This window comes from Siccirubricoccus deserti (genome assembly GCF_014283215.1).
Taxonomy (GTDB): Bacteria; Pseudomonadota; Alphaproteobacteria; order Acetobacterales; family Acetobacteraceae; genus Siccirubricoccus; species Siccirubricoccus deserti.
The window spans coordinates 1-16715 of the sequence record NZ_JACOMF010000060.1 but is presented as its reverse complement, the minus strand read 5'-3'; the positions used below and the strand labels follow the sequence as shown (position 1 = coordinate 16715).

Annotated in this window: 14 protein-coding genes and 1 pseudogene; 13 read left to right on the top strand and 2 right to left on the bottom strand. The window is 66.7% G+C overall.

The window, feature by feature from the left end:
• Positions 1 to 95 precede the first annotated feature (95 nt).
• A complete protein-coding gene (locus tag H7965_RS24970; protein ID WP_186773280.1) occupies positions 96 to 2060 on the bottom strand; it encodes a DNA primase family protein in 1965 nt (654 codons plus the stop codon).
• Between the two features lie 669 nt (positions 2061 to 2729).
• Between H7965_RS24970 and H7965_RS24965 the strand changes: the two genes are divergently transcribed.
• The 13 genes from H7965_RS24965 to H7965_RS24905 all read left to right on the top strand — a co-directional run bounded on the left by H7965_RS24965 (position 2730) and on the right by H7965_RS24905 (position 16093).
• Positions 2730 to 2948, top strand: a complete 219-nt coding sequence (locus tag H7965_RS24965; protein ID WP_186773279.1) for a hypothetical protein — start codon at positions 2730 to 2732, stop codon at positions 2946 to 2948.
• A 1078-nt stretch (positions 2949 to 4026) separates the two neighbouring features.
• The gene (locus H7965_RS24960) at positions 4027 to 4653 is read left to right on the top strand and encodes a hypothetical protein (protein WP_186773278.1); all 627 of its coding nucleotides are present in this window, start codon (positions 4027 to 4029) and stop codon (positions 4651 to 4653) included.
• Between the two features lie 627 nt (positions 4654 to 5280).
• Positions 5281 to 6477, top strand: coding sequence for a site-specific integrase (locus H7965_RS24955; RefSeq protein WP_186773277.1), 1197 nt, complete (start codon positions 5281 to 5283; stop codon positions 6475 to 6477).
• A gap of 411 nt (positions 6478 to 6888) precedes the next feature.
• Positions 6889 to 7485 (top strand): hypothetical protein, encoded by a 597-nt coding sequence (locus H7965_RS24950; RefSeq protein ID WP_186773276.1) that lies wholly within the window; start codon positions 6889 to 6891, stop codon positions 7483 to 7485.
• A 632-nt stretch (positions 7486 to 8117) separates the two neighbouring features.
• Positions 8118 to 8381: a helix-turn-helix transcriptional regulator gene (locus tag H7965_RS24945; protein WP_186773275.1), complete on the top strand. Its 264-nt coding sequence runs from the start codon at positions 8118 to 8120 to the stop codon at positions 8379 to 8381.
• A 289-nt stretch (positions 8382 to 8670) separates the two neighbouring features.
• Positions 8671 to 9486, top strand: coding sequence for a tellurite resistance TerB family protein (locus H7965_RS24940; protein ID WP_186773274.1), 816 nt, complete (start codon positions 8671 to 8673; stop codon positions 9484 to 9486).
• A 320-nt stretch (positions 9487 to 9806) separates the two neighbouring features.
• A complete protein-coding gene (locus tag H7965_RS24935; protein WP_186773273.1) occupies positions 9807 to 9971 on the top strand; it encodes a hypothetical protein in 165 nt (54 codons plus the stop codon).
• A 546-nt stretch (positions 9972 to 10517) separates the two neighbouring features.
• Positions 10518 to 12050, top strand: a complete 1533-nt coding sequence (locus tag H7965_RS24930) for an ABC transporter substrate-binding protein (RefSeq protein WP_186773272.1) — start codon at positions 10518 to 10520, stop codon at positions 12048 to 12050.
• A 23-nt stretch (positions 12051 to 12073) separates the two neighbouring features.
• Entirely contained in the window at positions 12074 to 12988 is a 915-nt protein-coding gene (locus H7965_RS24925) for an ABC transporter permease (RefSeq protein WP_186773271.1), read from the top strand.
• An 11-nt stretch (positions 12989 to 12999) separates the two neighbouring features.
• A complete protein-coding gene (locus H7965_RS24920) occupies positions 13000 to 13875 on the top strand; it encodes an ABC transporter permease (RefSeq protein WP_222440802.1) in 876 nt (291 codons plus the stop codon).
• Positions 13876 to 13879: 4 nt separating this feature from the next.
• A complete protein-coding gene (locus tag H7965_RS24915) occupies positions 13880 to 14863 on the top strand; it encodes an ABC transporter ATP-binding protein (protein ID WP_186773270.1) in 984 nt (327 codons plus the stop codon).
• Entirely contained in the window at positions 14860 to 15867 is a 1008-nt protein-coding gene (locus H7965_RS24910; RefSeq protein ID WP_186773269.1) for an ABC transporter ATP-binding protein, read from the top strand. Before H7965_RS24915 ends, H7965_RS24910 begins: the two co-directional genes overlap by 4 nt.
• 34 nt (positions 15868 to 15901) lie before the next feature.
• On the top strand, positions 15902 to 16093 hold the full coding sequence (locus H7965_RS24905; RefSeq protein ID WP_186773268.1) for a hypothetical protein: 192 nt from the start codon (positions 15902 to 15904) through the stop codon (positions 16091 to 16093).
• Between the two features lie 108 nt (positions 16094 to 16201).
• Here the strand turns inward: H7965_RS24905 and H7965_RS24900 are convergent.
• Positions 16202 to 16417, bottom strand: a pseudogene (locus H7965_RS24900) (transposase); the annotation flags it as partial.
• Positions 16418 to 16715 lie beyond the last annotated feature (298 nt).

Here is a 16715-nt window from a genome sequence, read left to right as displayed (position 1 = left end):
GGGCGCGTAGATCTTCGGACAGGGTTCTCGCCATGCAAGCTGGCCTCCGTGCCCAGCAGGCACGGTGAATCAGATTTCGCGCCGGGCGGGAATCCTCAGCGACTCTGAATGGTCAGATTTCGCTCTAGTACCGTCGGCAGGCTGACGTTGATGCTGAGTTGCAAGCGGTCGAACAGCACGGCGGCAGGCGCCGTAAGCCCGATCAGGGGATGGGCCAGGTTGGGGTCTGGGATTGCGTCGTTGTTCATCATGGCGATCCACGGGTTGGCCAAAACCGGGGGCACACAGGCCCCCAGGTCCCGGCGCTCCCTATACCCCTGCTCTGCCCGCAGCTTGACGAAGCGGTAGAAGGGCCGCCCGTCACGCGCCGCGCGCTCCGCGCCGTAGAGCTTGTTGAGGAAGTCGGCCAGCCGCTTCATGTGCGTGAGTTCGTTCCAGCCGTCAGTGTCGAGGCCGCGCGCCTCAGCGAACGCCTTGAGGGCCGCGCGCAACCGCTCCGTCGTGACACCCTGCGGGTCGCCAGGCGCTGCCTCGACCGCTAGATGGGCGAACAAGGGGACCGGGTCGGTGCCGAACTGCATGCCGAGCACCGCCTCATGGTGACCGGGCGGCGGAAGGAAGTAGCCCCGCTGCGCGAGCCTCTTGGCGCCCTCCATGGCCCAGTTCAGCACCCCGGGCAGTTCCTCCCGCACCCGCTCGATCAGGTCGCCGTCGATCTCTCCCCGCTCGAGCGGCCGGTCGAAGTTGAGCACCAGCATCCGCCGCTCGAAGGCAGGAGACGTGTCGGTCACCCGTGGCAGCTCGTTGGAAGCGAAAAGGTGCCACGCCCTCGGCCGGTACTCAAAGGACCGGCCATAGGGATGCCTGGCCGAGACGGGCTCACAGCTGGCAATGCGCTTGACCTGCTCGCCCGCCAGCGGCTGCCGCCCGCCCAGCTCAGTGACGATGTTGAGGATCGCGCCCTCGAGACGCGCCCGGCTGTACTCCTTGCCCCATTCCTCGGGCGGGACCGAGACGGTGGCGTAGTCGGGCACAAAGAGCTGGAGCAAGGCGATGATCGTGCTCTTGCCGCTGTTCGGGCCGCCGAGCAGAAGGACAATGCGGCGTGCGGCATCCTTCTTTGGCGTGATGCCGAAGATCACCGCGCCAAACACCTCCTGAAGTGCCGCCCTCTTGGCCTCACTCGCGATCACACGCCGTATGGCGCGATTGAAGACGGGAGCCTGAGCCTCAGGGTCGTAGGCGAAAGGCAGGCGCTCTCGAGCACGATTTTGAACGCTAACGTCGCTCTGCTGGAAATTCGTTCCATCCCAGAACAGGCGGCAACTGGCGAGATTCACGCCCGGCGCAGCGTTGTCGAAGAAATCTTGCTCCCGAGCCTCAGCCGCGATTCGGTCGATCAACTCGGCGCGCTGCCGGCGCGACTCAACAATGGTCGTTTGGCTGAGGTGCTGGATGATCAGCGCGTCTAGCCTATCCTGGCTGATGCGCTGAAAGTACCCCGTCTCGCTCACCGGCCGCCCTTCGGCCTCTCCACAATATCCGTAGAGCGATCCACCTGACCATACCAACTGCTCGAAGTCATTCAGAAGCATGGTGACGATTGCAGCCTTGGCGTCGTCCGGCGTGCCAATCACGCCGAAGCCATTGATCCGATTCCTCTCGTCGATGGCAAACTGAGCGATGATGCCGGTAGTTAAGTTGGACCTCTCCGCCAGAAGGAGCTGCAGCACCTTCATCTCCGCGGGCGTGGCGCGGATCTCGCGGGCATTCCTGATCAGACCGCGCATCTCCTCGAAGCTTGGCTTCTCCAGCGCCTGCGCTTCCTCGAGCAGGCGGGAAACCGCGATCCGGTCAGAGCCCTCGCTGGGATTGCGAAGTGGCGTAGTGGGCGGACCATCCGCACTGCCAGCGGCGTCCGGATGCTCGGGTAGGCCCTCGTGCTGCGGGCCGGGGTCAGTACCGCCGTCGGAGCCTTCGGGCCCAAATGTGTTGTCATGCCCGTCTTGGGCGCGCGTGGAGTCGCCCCCCCTTTCGGGTGGGTAGAGGAAATCGTCCATTTTGGAGGTCCCCATCACAAGCCGACCATAAGTACGTCGGCCGCCGACCAGATATGACTAACGCACGACCATGAAAAGGGGGGACCATCAACTAAGCCAAAAAGAATTTCACGGGCGATCTACTTACGCCCTTAAACAGCGCACCCCGGAATTAGCCAGGAAATCCTGGCCTTCCCCGGGCAGAGGCCGCTCAGCCCAGGATTTACTGGCTGCAGCGGCGCCCCCCTGCCGGGATGGAGAAGATTGAGGATTGCCGAGGCAGAGCCGCCTCGCGCCCGAATTCCCTTTCCGGCCGATTGCAGTGGCTGCGGAACACCGGGACCACCCGATCTTCCACGTGCCGTGGGGATCTCGCCCGCGCCTGCGGCATGCTGCAAGCTCGCCGGTCGGACGTGTGATCCCTCTTCCGTTACTTGCCACATCGCACAACCCGGGGCCGCCCGGCGGCTGAGTGCCGCAGCAGCCTCCCGCTCTGCCCGCATGTCATGCCTCCGGACTGCCGGTCAGCATCTGGACACTGACAGTCCCGCGAGGAAGCCAACATGTCCGACCATGACCTACCCGTCTTCGCGGACCTGAAGGCGGTGCACGCTGTTCGACGGCCTCGATGGCGACAGCGCCGCGAAGCCGGTGCTTGTGGTGTAACTGGGCCATGCGATCCGGGTAGCCGTGCTGGACACTAGGCCCGAGCTGCCGCTCTGCACTCATCCTGAGGGGCACGAGAGCGGCGTCACGCTGGAGCAGCTGCTGATCGTGCTCGACCAGCTGTTCGCCGACGTACTGCTGGCCATCCCGTGGGACGGCAGGCTGCGGCGCGGCCTGGACCACATACGCGCGGCACTCGGCCTGGAGATCCAGCGCATCGTCAGCCTTCGGATCACGCGATGACTGCTTCTGTCTCTGGCCCACTAACGACCGCCAACCTTCAATCCGTGGCTGCGGACTGACAGGGCTGCGGCTGCCTATGCCCAAGCAGCAGGAGACCAACCATGCGCCTCTTCGCGTCGACGTCGGCAGCATTGCCGACGTTATCGTGGCGTCTGCCGCCCTCCGGCCGTCGGCGTGGGCAAGCCGCTCAGGCAGGTGGCACACCAGCACCGCCGGCCACAGCCCTGATGGCTACCAGTAAGACGAGGGAACGAATGCCAAGGAAACGGGAATGGCCTCGGCTTCCACGTCCTGGACATCAGCGGTAACCCTTGGTGTTCCCCTTCGTCGTTTTGAACCGCTGACGGCATGCGTGACCGCGGCCAATTCGTAACCCAAGACACCCATCCGAACGAGGAGACCGCAATGTCTACTTCCCCCGCCACGCCCACCGAGGTCCGACTTTGCCGCGAGTGTCGGTGGAGCTGGCCTGACTGGGTTCATCTTGTCGGCAGCCTCAGTCTACACGGCTATTGGCGCTTCGCTCGTTGCATGCATCCAGCGTCGCGGCAGGATATGTCCCGTGACCAGAAGATCGACATTCTCGTCACCGGCTCGACGCGTCAGAAGCCGGCCGAACAGCACCTCTGCATGACGGTCCGCAAGGTCGGTGAATGTGGCGAGGACGGCAGGCTCTGGGAGCCACGGCGGCAAGCCCCGCCCGCACTGTAGTGGACCATGATGCGTCTCCCGCCTTTCAGCCGCCCAACGTCAGCGAGCCGGAGGTAGGCCGCATGAACATCCAGCCGGTGCGCGGCATTAGCCTGCTCAAGATCAAGATCAACACCGGCAGTGGCCGCTGAGCCAGCAACCAGCGCAATAGCCCGAAGGAGACGCAGCCGTGCGTCTCTCTTCCCGGCGTGCTGGGTGCCACCTTGGGCGTTTCGGCCGCCCTCACCCGCGACGTCCCGCTGCCGCTGAACCGCGGTATCAACTGCCTCGCTCAGTCGCATTTCATGGTGTCGCTCACGCCTTCCGCCATGCTGTCGCACGGCCAGGCGCTGAGTTCGTTCCTATCAACCCACCGGACACTGGCACCATGACCGACGCCCCGCACCCGGACGTCGTGGCCCTGCGCCGCGACCGCGCCGAACGCTATGCCCTGTTCCTCCGCACCAACCTGCCGCCTGGCAGCGTCATGCCCTGGTGGCTCGCGCGCCTCGACCACGGCGGTGGCGAGGTCCGCACCATCCGCGTCCGCCTCGACGAGAACGCCGGCCGAGACGAGTGCTGGACCGCGCGCGAACTCGCCCACCTCCTTGCCTTGCGCCAGCAGGCCGAGGCCAAGCGGCGCCCCAGCCCGATGGCGTTGCAATCCGCCTTTCACCTGCTGGAGCTCGGCAAGATGCTGGACGCCCGCTCAGGCACGGCTGCCGCGCCCCCCGTCCTGCTCCTGCCGGGGGCGGCGCCCTCCCCCTACGCCTGGACCGTGGCGGCACTCGGCGAACAAGAGGACAACCGCATCCTCCTCTGCCCGGATCCGCTCGGCCGCCAGGAAGGCGTGTCGCCCGAGTTGCTGCTGCATGTGCTCGACCAGCTCCTCGCCGACGCGGCGCTTGCCTTCCCAGCCGACGCGGTGCTCGGCTTGGCGTCATCGCACGCCACCACGGCGCTGCGCTGCGAGGTCGCGCGCCTCGCCCACCAGCGCCGCCGGCCGCGACCCTGATGCCCGCTCCTGACGTGAGGGCAGGAACGCCGACGGGAAGGAAGTGGAGGATCGGACGCCGGCCGTCTCATGGCGGCCCGTGTGCCCCGAGCTGGCCCCCTGCGCCCTCCCCGCGCCGCTGGTCCCGAATGCGCCGCTTTGCCCGTCAAAGCCACACCAGGCCATCGGGCCGCCATGCCTGCACCCGCAGCCGCCAGGTTCGGTACAGGCGGCGACAGCTGGGTCGCCCCTGCCCTGACCCGCGAGGCGAGGATCGGGACGTCAGGCCGGGTCTGCTGCCGAGCGCGGCAGACCAAGTGCTGCTTGGCATGGCGATGGTGACATCCCTCAGTGCCGTGCTGACGCACTGGCGGTCTCGTGCCGGGCCGTGATGCCTGTCTCTGCTGGGAGAGGAAACGCCAGCGCAGTGCCGATGGAACCGGCGCCTGACCAGACACGGGCACGCGGTCCTGGCGGCCCGCATCTCCCCACACCGTGACGGTGGCCCTCTCGCGCCACCGCTGAGCCCCAATGCCCAGCATTTTCCCCGAGGGGACGTGAACATCCCATCAGGCCGCCGTGCCCGCCCTCGGGCCACGGCGGCGGCCCCCCTTCCCACCCATAGCCACGAAAGAGAGGCGACGCGGCATGGCCACCGCCACGATCACCCGCACGCTCGCCAAATCCCCACCCGCGGTGCCGGCGGGCAAGCGTCAGGTCAGGGTCTTCGACGACAGGATCCGCGGCTTCATCATGGAGGTGCGCGACAGCGGCAGCATCACCTTCTGGCTGCGCTACGCCGACGCCCGCGGCCGCGCCAAGGAGGTGCGCATCGGCCGGCTTGGTGACATCACCGTCGACCAGGCCCGCCAGAGGGCCGAGCAGCTCAGGGCCGCCGTCACCCTGGGCGGCGATCCCGGCGCGGACCGCGACAAGGTCCGTTCGGTCGCCAGCTTCGGAGAGTTCGTCGAGCAGAAGTACCTGCCCAAGGTCCGCGACGCGCTGCGTGCCGCGGCCGACTACGAGGCGATGTGCCGGCTGCGCCTGGTTCCGGCGCTCGGTCGCAGGGCCCTCGACGAGGTCACGCCGTCTGACGTCAGCGAGCTCCGCCGCAAGCTCCTGGCCGAGGGACTGTCGAACGGCCGCGTCAACCGGCACCTGGCCGTGCTGCGGCGGATCTTCGGCCTGGCGCTCCGCTGGGGCGCCTATGAGGGCCGGAACCCGGCGGCACAGCCCGACATGCTGCCGGAGCGGCACCGGGAGGAGTTCCTCTCCGACGCGCAGCACGTCCGGCTGCTGGCGGCGCTTGATGCCGAGCCGGACAGGGTGGCGGCCGCGGCGATCCGGCTGCTGGCGCTGACGGGTGCCCGGAGGAACGAGGTGCTCCGGGCGCGCTGGGCGCACGTGGACCTGGTGCGGCGGACCCTGACCGTGCCGCTGGCCAAGAACGGCGAGCGGCGGCACGTGCCACTCTCCGATGCCGCCCTGGCCGTGCTGCGCGCCCTGCCCCGGGCACTCGACAACCCGCATGTCTTTCCCTCAGCCCGGCGCCGCGGCCAGCCGCTGGAGAACGTGCGGGGCGCCTGGGCAAGGGCCAAGCGGGCAGCGGGCCTGCCCGCCTCCCTCCGCCTGCACGACCTGCGCCATAGCTTCGCCAGCGCGCTCGCGAACCGGGGCCACTCGCTCTACGAGATCGGCCAGATCCTCGGGCACAAGCAGGTCGCCACTACGACCCGCTACGCCCACCTCAGCCAGGACCGCCTGGTCGCGGCGGCCAATGCAGTGGGCGAGATCTCGCGGCCAAGCCCAGCCAGCGCGGGCGACGTGAAGACGGAGGGCGGCTGAGCCGCCCTCCAGGCCTTTCTCGACCTTTTTTCCTACGCCGATGCGGCAGGCGCCGGCCGGTGGAACTGCTCGGTCGGAGCCGGTGCCACCACGGAGCAGGATACGACCCGGGAAGACCCTGCGGCCGTTGCTCGGAAAGCCGGGATGCTGGCGGGCCGCGATGCGCCGCCAGAGCCCTGATCCGAAAAGCGGGCACCAACCGAAGCGTGAGCGCGCCGCCTGGCCCAGGCCGGAGCCCAGCAGTGCGCATGGCGCAAGGTGGTCCCGGGTACCACGCCGCCTCCGAGAATAGCCCAGCGTCAGTCGCTTAGCGCGCCAAAGCGCCGCGGCGAACAGTCTCATAGGTCGCGCTGCCGGCCATGGCGCCGAGCACCGACCCCTTCCCCACCATGAGCTACGCAGGAGGCAGTCTTGCCCGAAATACTCGCTTGGCGACCCCATGCCCAGCCGGTCCAGTTGCTCCCGTATGGGGCCGACCTCTTTGCCCAGAGTTACCGCGGCATGCCGCTCGGCGGCCTCGGCTTGCCGCTGGCGGAAGCCGGACGGAATGGCATCCCGGATGAGGCCTACGCCGCGGCGCTCGGGCAGGTCATGATCCCACCGGCAGTCGATCTCGGAGTGGATCAGTCCAAGCCGCTGAGCGGCGGTGAGACCTGCGACCCGGGCTACCTGCTCGGTTGGTTCCGGCATGGCATGCTATCCGACGCACCGAGCCCGGACCATCCGGCGCTCAGCGGCCTGACCAGCGTGTGGCAGATCGCCCCCGTGCTGGCGTTCATCGACTTGCCCGCGACCGACACGCTGCAGACCTGCGCAGCAGGGTTCCGCAAGGTCCTGCACCGCCTCGCGCAGGGTGACGTTGCGCTCGATGCCCTGCCGAATTGGGAGCGCTGGCCGCATCGCCTTCGCCGTCCGCTTGCATGGACGTTTCCGCGGGGGCGCGGCCCGTCACGCAGGCGGACGTCACGCGCTTCGCTGCGGGCTTCCCCTTGTTCGCGAGGTGGCTGAACGTTGTGCTGGGGCCCCGCTTAGCCAAACCGGAAGGGGCCGCGGCGGCGAGCGCCAATGCGGTGGCCACGTCCGCGCTGGGGATTCCGGTCGACATGCGCGTCGGTAGCTTGGTTTCGCCATCCGCCGTGAGCGACGCGATATGCCTCGCAGCGGGCTCCGACGATTACGCTCCGGGGGACCGACGGGCGGAGTGCCTCGCCCGGTTCGTCGAATGCCAAGTGCCAAGGGTAGGCATCCGCGGCCCGGGCGAGTGGTGGTCCGATGGGCTTTTCGGCGCGGCCTGGTCCTGTGATGTGGACGCCGCCCTGAACCGGCCGACCGCATGGTCTCGGAACAGGGCCCGCGGCTTCAAGCTGTTCCCGGAGAATGAGGGATAGGGCTCGGCCGTCGCCATCATCGCGCTGGTTCGGGACCAGGGCACCCGGCAGGACACCCATCACGGGGCCGCTGCCGGCTCACGGCAGTGGTGAACGCCTTACCACCGCTAGGTCCGTCCTGCCCCGGCCAAGACCATCTGCCCGCGGCGGCCACGCCGTGGGCGCCATCCCCATGAAGGGCCACTCAGGCGTCGGCAGCACCAGCGCCATGCGCCCTAGCGAGTTTCCCAGCGATACGGAAGGGACCAAGTCATGGACCAGCCCAAGCTGATCCTTCGGCGCAGCCTGGCGCCCGTCACACCTGCCGCCGCGCCGGCGCCCAGGCTGCCCCAGACCCTGCTGACGCCGGAGGATGTGGCCGTCCGGCTCGGCGTCAGCCGCAAGGCGCTGGAGCGCTGGCGCGGCACCGGTGATGGCCCGCGCTTCGTGCGGCTCGGCCATAAGACCATCCGCTACCGGGTGGAGGATGTGGAGGCTTTCGTGGCCGAGAGGCTTTGCATTAGCACCGCGGCCTGACCGCAGGCGACCACCAGTACCAGCAAACTGACCCCAACGCCGAGATAGGCGTTGGGGCACTCTTCGTGCCGATCAGCACAGTCAGCTGCGGCGGTTGGATCGACCTCGATGCGCTGTGCGCTGTTGCCTGCGGGACGTGGCGTCGGAGTTGCACTTGATGGCCCGAGGTTCGGATCCTCGCTCCTGAGCGCTTCGCCGCGTTCGAACGGCGTCCCCATGCTGCTCACCGACGGGAACATGAATCGCCAGTAATCTTGTGCCCCGGCTGTCCCATCCCGATCTCCCCAGCATGATAGACGCCAAAGCCCTTCTCGATCGCTTCCTCGGCCCCGGCGGGGTGGCCGGCACCCTGTCCGGTCCCGCCTCTGACCGGTCTGGCCGTCCCGCCTCCCCTTGGGGAGCGACACAGCCGCCATCCGGCGCCGGCACGGGCGGTGGGCTAACCGAAGCCGCGCGGCAGCTTCTTGGGGGCGCCGGCGGTGCAGGGGGCCTCGTCGGCAGCGCCGCGGCTGGTGGACTGCTCGGTCTGTTGCTTGGCAAGAAAGGCGGCAAGCGTGGTGGCGGGATGCTGAGCCATGGTGGCGCCGCGCTGCTCGGCGCATTGGCGCATCGTGCCTGGCAGAACTGGCAGGCCGGACAGGCGCCGGCGACCGCCAAGACTACCACCGCGCATGACATGGACGATGTGGAGCCGCGCTTTCTGCCGGCTGCCGCCACGGCGGCCAGCGGGGAGCCCTTCGAGCTGTCGCTGATCCGGGCCATGATCGGCGCCGCCCACGCGGACGGCCACATCGACGCTACTGAGCGGGGCCGCATCTTTGAGCAGGTGGATAAGGCTGGTCTGGACGCCGAGGCCAAGGCCTTTGTCTTCGACACGCTGGACGCCCCGATCGGGGTAAGCGAGGTCGCCGCCGCCGCCAGGACCCCCGAGCAGGCTTCGGAGATCTACCTGGTATCCCGCCTTGCGGTAGATCCGGACGAGCCTGCCGAGCGCGCCTATCTGCAGGCGCTCGCCCACCGCCTCAAGCTACCGGATGGTTTGGTCGCGCGCCTTGATCGTCAGGTCGATGCGGCACTGAGGTCGGACAACGCATCAACTGGCTGAGCGCTACTCTGTGCCACGCCCGTCGTACTGGGAAGCCAGCGGGAGTTCGCGGCGAAGGTGACCTGCGCCCCGCCCTCACTGGCGCCCGGCACCACCAGCTTGCTCAACGTGACGGTCACTGGCTGCGGGCCGGCGAAGACTGCCGGCGGCGAGGTGCGGATTGCGGTGCTTGGGGCTGAAATGGGGGCCTGGCCGGGGCGACGCCGTCCACGCCGCGGCCGAGCGCCACCATGCAGCAGCGCGTCGGGTCGCCCGAGAGGTGATGCAGCAGCCCACGGTGCCCAGCACCCCAGTTCCGGCTGACGGCGGCCGTCCAGGCGATGCACGGCACCGGAGCGCTGCCGCACGCGCGCTGCCAGGGCTGGTTCGACGAGGCGGCTCGCCTGCACGCGGCGGGCGCGTCGCTGAGCGCGATCTCCCGTCAGCTGGGCGCCGACCGTAAGACGTTGCGGGAGTGCCTGCGCGCCGGCGCCCTGCCGTACTGACAGCAGCCCCAGCGCGGCAGCATGCTGGACCCCTGCCATGATCACCTGGAGCGCCGCTGGCCCGAGGGGCTGTAGCCACCGCTGAGAACTGAGCCGGTCCGTCGGTTGAAGAGTGAGCCACCCGCGTAGAGTCAGGTCCTTTGCCGGAGGGGACCTGCGGTTTCGGTGAGGACGCTGCTACGGGGCTGGCGCGGCCTCATGAGGGCATCGGCCGTGCTGGTCCGGCCGCGCCATTGCGCTACGGTCTTGAGGTTCAGGCGGTATTGGGCGGCCAGGGCGCGGGCCGGCGCTTGCGACGCTTGGTTGAACGCATGCGCTCAACCGGCTCGAACTTGCGGTGTCGTTCGGGCTGAGCGGTGAAGACCTCCTGCCATAAGGCGTCCTCCTGCTCGCGACAGAACGCGGCACAACACCTCGGGACTGCACACCTAGTCGGTCCTTAGCCTACGGCCACCGGCAGGCGCTTTATCCAAGATTGCAGCACCATCCGGATCTGGTAACCTTGGCCACAGGCGCGGAGAACGCCACCAAAACAGGGAGGACATCATGGCCCGTGCAATTGCGAGGGGGCTTTCGGCGCTTGCTGTCGCAGCAGCCTTTGCCTTCGCCGCCGTGCCAGCGGTCGCGCTGAAGACAGTGACGGTAGCAGTGGGCATCGATCCGACCAGCATCGACCCGCACAAGATCTCCGGCGGCGGCGACTACCAGTTCTTTAACCATGTGTTCGAGGGGCTGTACGGCCACGACAATGAAGGGCGCCTCGTGCCGGAACTGGCCGAGAGCCACGAAGTCAGTGCTGACGGCCGCGTCCATACGTTCAAGCTGCGGCCCGGCGTAAAATTCCACAACGGCGAGGCCTTCACCGCCGAGGATGTGCGCTTCTCCTGGCAGCGCTCCAATGATCCGGAAACCCGCAATCCCCGTGCCGCGATTGTCACGCGCAACATCGAGGAGGTGGAGGTCGTCGATCCTTTGACCGTGCGCCTGAAGCTCAAGGCACCGGACGCCTCGCTGCTCGAGAACCTCGGTGAGTTCTTCTACATCGTCAATAAGAGGACCCTTGAGTCCATGGGCAACGATGCGTTCGGTCGCCAGCCCATCGGCACCGGTCCCTACCGCTTTGTCTCCCGCAGCATCAAGGAGAACATAGTGCTTGCCGCCTTCCCCGAACATTGGGGCAAGGTGCCGAAGATCGGCCGCCTCGTGATGCGCGTCGTTGCGGACCCGCAGACCCGCATTGCCATGATCCGCGCTGGCGAGGTCGATGCCATCGTTGCTGTTCCCCCGCAGGTTGGCAAACAGCTCGAAGGCGACCGAAACCTCAATGTCGTTGTGTCGCCGAGCTTCCAGAACATATTCATTCTGCTGAATACCCGCGCGGCGCACGGCCAATTCGCAGACCCGCGGGTGCGCCGTGCCCTCAACCACGCCATCGACAAGAATACTCTGATCCGGCGCGTGATGTTCGGGTACGCCACGATTTCCGCAGCACCCTGCCACATCGACATCACCGGCTGCGACATCGGCCGCGACCCGTATCCCTATGACCCCAAAAAGGCCCGCGCCCTGCTGGAGGAGGCGAATTTCGACTTCTCGCGCACTTACAGCTTCTGGGGCCAGACACCTGGTCGCGCCGCGCAGAGCAAGGAAGTGGCGGAAGCGGTGGCCTTCTACCTCAATCAGGTCGGCGTGAAGACAAGCATGGAGTTCCTGGAATACGGCGCGTGGCTCGCCCGCGTCACCGCCCGCGAGTATGACAAGTACGACATCCACTGGCAGAACTGGACAGACTACAACAACGACCCGATGGGCCGCCTGCCGCGGGCGATGCGCACCGGCGGCTCGCTTTCGTGGCATTCCGACCCCGTGCTGGATGGGATGATCGACAAGGCCAACGGCATCGTCGACCCGGATGAGCGGCTGGCGCACCTGAGGAATACCTTCACCCACATCTACGAGAACCCGCCCTACATCTTCCTGTGGACCACACGCGAAATCTATGCCACGCGCAAGAACATCCGTTGGACGCCGCGCGCCAATGTCTCCTGGCCTGTATTCTGGGAGATTGAGAAGGACTGAGCCGAATACCGGGTCGGCATCCGATGGGCTTTTACATCCTGCGCCGGATCGGCCAGACGGCGCTTACCGCCGTATTTGTCAGCATGATCGTGTTCAGCCTCGCCCGAGTTACCGGCGACCCCACGATCTCGCTCCTGCCAACCGAGGCAACCCAGGAAGACCGCGATTTCTTCCGCCGGCAACTCGGACTCGACCAGCCTCTGCATCTCCAATACCTGACCTTCGTGGGCCGGGTGCTGGAAGGCGACATGGGGAAGTCCTTCCGCTACCGCGAATCGGCACTGGGCATTGTACTCAACCGGCTGCCCGCCACCTTGCAGCTTGCGGCGGTGTCGATGCTGCTCGCCACTATCATCGCATTGCCGATCGGCATCCTGGCGGCGGTTCGCCGCGACACCTGGATCGACACGCTGGCGCGCTGGTTCGCAACACTGGGACAAGCCACGCCGACCTTCTGGCTTGGTCTGATCCTGATTCTGGTTTTCTCGGTCCATCTTGGCTGGCTGCCTACATCGGGACGCGGCGGGGTGGAGAACCTGGTGTTGCCGGCAATCACCCTCGGGTGGTTCTCGGCCGCGGCTATCGCCCGGCTTACCCGCTCGTCCATGTTGGAGGCGATGCAGAGCGACTTCGTACGCTTCGAGCGCCTGTCGGGTCTGCCTGAGCGCATCGTGGTGCTGAAACACGCCTTGCGCAACGCAGCAATCCCGATCGTCACCTACATGGCGCTGCAGTTCGGCGTGCTACTGTCCGGCGCGGTAGTGACCGAGACGGTATTCGCCTGGCCCGGCGTGGGCCTGATCGTCGTGGACGCCATCAATGCCCGCGACTATCCCGTGGTGCAGGCGGCGGTGATGGTCACTGCCATGTTGATTCTCCTGCTCAATCTGCTGGTCGACCTGCTGTACAGCTGGCTCGACCCGCGCATCCGCTACTGAACGGGGCCGGAATGTCGGACCGCTTCTTCTTTCGCCGGTGGAACCTCGGGCTGCAGGATTCAATGCGCGGTGCACCGGTCCTGGCGACGATCCTGGTGGCGCTGTTCGTCGGTGCGGCCGTGCTCGCTCCCTGGATTGTCCCGCACAATCCGGCCGACCAGAATTTCCTTGTCTCGTTGGCCCCGCCCTTCTGGCAGGAGGATGGCAGCCTTTCCTATCCGCTAGGCAGCGACAACCTCGGGCGAGACATCCTCTCGCGCATCATCTACGGGGCGCGGCTGTCGTTGATCATTTCGGTCTTTGCCATCGCTCTGGCCGGTAGCGTGGGCGTGCTGCTGGGTCTGATCGCGGGATATGTTGGCGGCGCCATTGATTCGCTAATTATGCGCATTGTCGACGCCTTCCTGGCCCTGCCCTTCATCCTGATGGCCCTGGGTTTCGTAGCGGCGCTGGGGCCGAGCGTCACCAACATCATCATCGTCATGGGCATCACGAACTGGGCCCGGTATGCGCGCCTGGTGCGCGGCGAGGTGCTGAGCATCAAGAGTCGCGATTTCGTTGCCCTGGCTCGCGTCGCCGGCCAGCCCCGCTGGCGCATCGGCATCAGGCACATTCTTCCGAACGTTACCAACAGCATCATCGTACTGGCCACGCTGGACCTCGGCCGCGTCATCATTCTGGAAAGCTCCCTTTCGTTCCTCGGGCTCGGCGTGCAGCCGCCCGACATTTCCTGGGGACTGATGCTGTCAGATGGCCGCGCATACATGACGGTGGCCTGGTGGCTCACAATCATGCCAGGGCTCGCCATCCTGCTCGCGGTGCTCAGCCTGAACATTTTCGGGGACTGGATGCGCGACCGGCTTGACCCGCGTCAAGGAAGGGACTGAGTGCATGGACGACGCCGCCGGCGCGATCCTCGAAGTGCGCGACCTGCACGTGCGTTTCCGCACTCGCCGGGGACCGGTCCAAGCCGTCGATGGGGTGAACTTCAGCCTTGCCGCGGGCGAGATCCTGGGCGTGGTTGGCGAGTCCGGCTGCGGCAAGTCTACGCTCTGCACGTCGCTGGTGCGCCTACTTCCGGAAAATGCCGAGGTGACGGGCAGCATCCGCTACCGTGGTGAGGAACTGCTCACCAAGTCTGGCGCGGAGATGCGTGAGCTGCGCGGACGCGAGATCACCATGGTGCTACAGAACCCGATGACCGCCATGGATCCGCTGTTCACCGTCGGCAACCAGCTTGACGAGGTGCTACGCCACAACTCCTCAATGCGCGGCGAGGAACGTCGCAGCCGTGCCCTGGAGATGCTGCGCCTGGTGCATATTCCCTCGCCGGTCGAGCGCCTCCGCAGCTATCCGCACCAGATGAGTGGCGGCATGAAGCAGCGCGTGCTCACCGCCATGGCGACGTCGCTCAGCCCCGGATTACTGCTGGCCGATGAGCCGACCACGGCACTGGACGTGACCATCCAGGAGCAGATCCTGCGGCTACTGGCCGATATCCGTGGCAGCCTCGGTACCGCGATCGTCCTCGTCACCCACGACCTTGGCGTCGTGCGCCGCATCACCGACCGGGTGATGATCATGTATGCCGGGCGGGCTGTGGAAACTGGCGATACCGAGGCGATCTTCACCGACCCGAAGCACCCCTATACCCGCGCGCTGCTCGCCTCGATCCCGCGCATCGGCCATACCGGAAGGCGGCTCACCGCCATTGACGGCCAGATCCCCGACCTTGCCGACCTGCCGCCTGGATGCGCATTTGCGCCGCGCTGCCCTTCGGCGATGTCTGGCTGCACCACCGCCTTTCCGCCGGCTTTCAACACCGGGCCGGAGCGCACGGCTCGCTGCTGGTTGCATGAAGGGAGCCCGGCATGAAAGCTGTGGCTCCGCTGGTCACCGCCAAGGGTCTGGTGAAGCACTTCCCCCTGGCCCGCCGCCCTTTCGCCGAGCGGCGCGTCGTGCATGCGGTCGACGGGGTGGACTTCAGCATTGACGCGGGCGGAACCTTTGGGCTGGTCGGCGAATCCGGTTGTGGCAAGACCACGATCAGCAAGCTGCTGCTGTATCTGGAGCCGTTGACGGCGGGGCATTTGTCGGTGGCAGGCCACACCCTTTCGGACCTGCCTTCCGGCACCGAGCGAGCCTTCCGCAAGGACGCGCAGGCGGTGTTCCAGGACCCGTATGGGGCATTGAACCCGCGGCACAAGGTGCTTGATGTTGTGGGGGAACCACTTGCTGTCCAGCATGGCGTTCGGGGAGCGGCGTTGCGCGAGCAGGTCCAGGAACTGCTGCGCATCGTGGGCCTCCCGGCACACGTTGTCGATCAGTATCCACACGAGTTCAGCGGCGGACAGCGCCAGCGTCTGGCCATTGCCCGGGCGATTTCGGTACGCCCTAAATTCATGGTACTGGACGAGCCAGTCTCGGCGCTCGATGTGTCGATCCGCGCCCAGGTGCTCAACCTGCTGCGCGACCTGCAGGAAGAACTCGGCCTGACCTATCTGTTCATCGCCCACGACTTGGCCGTAGTCGAGTTCATGTCGGACCACGTAGGCGTCATGTATCTCGGCAAGATGGTGGAACAGGCCGACGCCGCGGCGCTGTATCGGCGGCCATTGCATCCTTACACCCGGGCGCTGATGCGCGCCGCCATGGCAACCGACCTGCCGCGCGGCGGGCGCAATACGGTCAGCATCGAGGGCGAGGTGCCTTCGCCAATCAACCCTCCGAGCGGCTGCCGTTTCCGCACCCGCTGCCCCTTCGCCAGATCGCGCTGTGTCGAGGAGGAGCCATCGCTCGCTGCGGTGGAGGAGGGGCATGCCGTTGCCTGCCACTTCCAGGATGAAATCGAAGCACGGATCGGCAGCCGTGTGGCCTGACCGCCGGCGGCATCCTCATGCCCAGCGGACTATGTTGCACTTCTTCAAACAGAAGGTGGGTTCCGTTGCAAACATTGCCGTTGGTTGCGATGACGGCGGAGGCGACAGATCAGGCGGTGACCTGGAACAGCTCGGCGATGAAGGTGGTCTGCGCCTGGATGCCTCGTCCGCCAATCTCCTGAACTTGCCGATTCCGTTGAAAGAGGGCCTTGCTGGCCGGGCTTGAGGGGCGACGCCTGTTCGGGGCGGGTGAGCGCGGCTCGGGCTGTCCTGGCCCTGCCGCGTCAGCTGGCGGGTGCTAGCGTGGGCATCAGGCCCAAGCGGATGTTCGTGCATGGCCGAGCCTGACCAGGCCGGCACGCCGGCACAAGGCAAGCACCTGCACGAAGAACTCGGCCAGCGCCGCGAGATGGCGGCGGCGGAACTCGCTGATGGTGCGGAAGTCCGGCCGGTTCAGCGCCGTCACCGCTTGGAAGTCGAGGCGCTCCTCGCAGGCGCGCGCAATACGCCGCGACGAGTAGACGCCACGGCTGTACCCTATGCGAAACAAGGGCTGATAGGCGAGGTGTATGAAAGCGCGCGGGTCTTGTCCGAGGAGTATGGCGAGACAGGCCGGGTACTAAAGGTGCGCGGTTTGCCCGGCGCCATCACGCGACTGCAACGGAGTCTTGCCGCGCTCTGAGCCTTAGAGCCCATCCGAAAAGGAATTGAGTTACCTGAATCGGATGTGATTCCCTTCTCCTGCGGGCGATTTGTGGGGAAGCAGGATGGCGTGGACAGCGGAGCATCGGCGTGCGGCGGATCGGCGCGGGCTGCGCTACCCCTCCGATCTGACGGATGCCGAATGG

Bases quoted from the DNA above. Each gene is read 5' to 3' on its own strand.
- H7965_RS24960 (WP_186773278.1), top strand. From the start codon at position 4,027: ATGACCGACGCCCCGCACCCGGACGTCGTGGCCCTGCGCCGCGACCGC.
- H7965_RS24930 (WP_186773272.1), top strand. From the start codon at position 10,518: ATGGCCCGTGCAATTGCGAGGGGGCTTTCGGCGCTTGCTGTCGCAGCA.
- H7965_RS24940 (WP_186773274.1), top strand. From the start codon at position 8,671: ATGATAGACGCCAAAGCCCTTCTCGATCGCTTCCTCGGCCCCGGCGGG.
- H7965_RS24910 (WP_186773269.1), top strand. From the start codon at position 14,860: ATGAAAGCTGTGGCTCCGCTGGTCACCGCCAAGGGTCTGGTGAAGCAC.
- H7965_RS24970 (WP_186773280.1), bottom strand. From the start codon at position 2,060: ATGGACGATTTCCTCTACCCACCCGAAAGGGGGGGCGACTCCACGCGC.
- H7965_RS24935 (WP_186773273.1), top strand. From the start codon at position 9,807: ATGCACGGCACCGGAGCGCTGCCGCACGCGCGCTGCCAGGGCTGGTTC.
- H7965_RS24915 (WP_186773270.1), top strand. From the start codon at position 13,880: ATGGACGACGCCGCCGGCGCGATCCTCGAAGTGCGCGACCTGCACGTG.
- H7965_RS24955 (WP_186773277.1), top strand. From the start codon at position 5,281: ATGGCCACCGCCACGATCACCCGCACGCTCGCCAAATCCCCACCCGCG.
- H7965_RS24925 (WP_186773271.1), top strand. From the start codon at position 12,074: ATGGGCTTTTACATCCTGCGCCGGATCGGCCAGACGGCGCTTACCGCC.
- H7965_RS24920 (WP_222440802.1), top strand. From the start codon at position 13,000: ATGTCGGACCGCTTCTTCTTTCGCCGGTGGAACCTCGGGCTGCAGGAT.
- H7965_RS24945 (WP_186773275.1), top strand. From the start codon at position 8,118: ATGGACCAGCCCAAGCTGATCCTTCGGCGCAGCCTGGCGCCCGTCACA.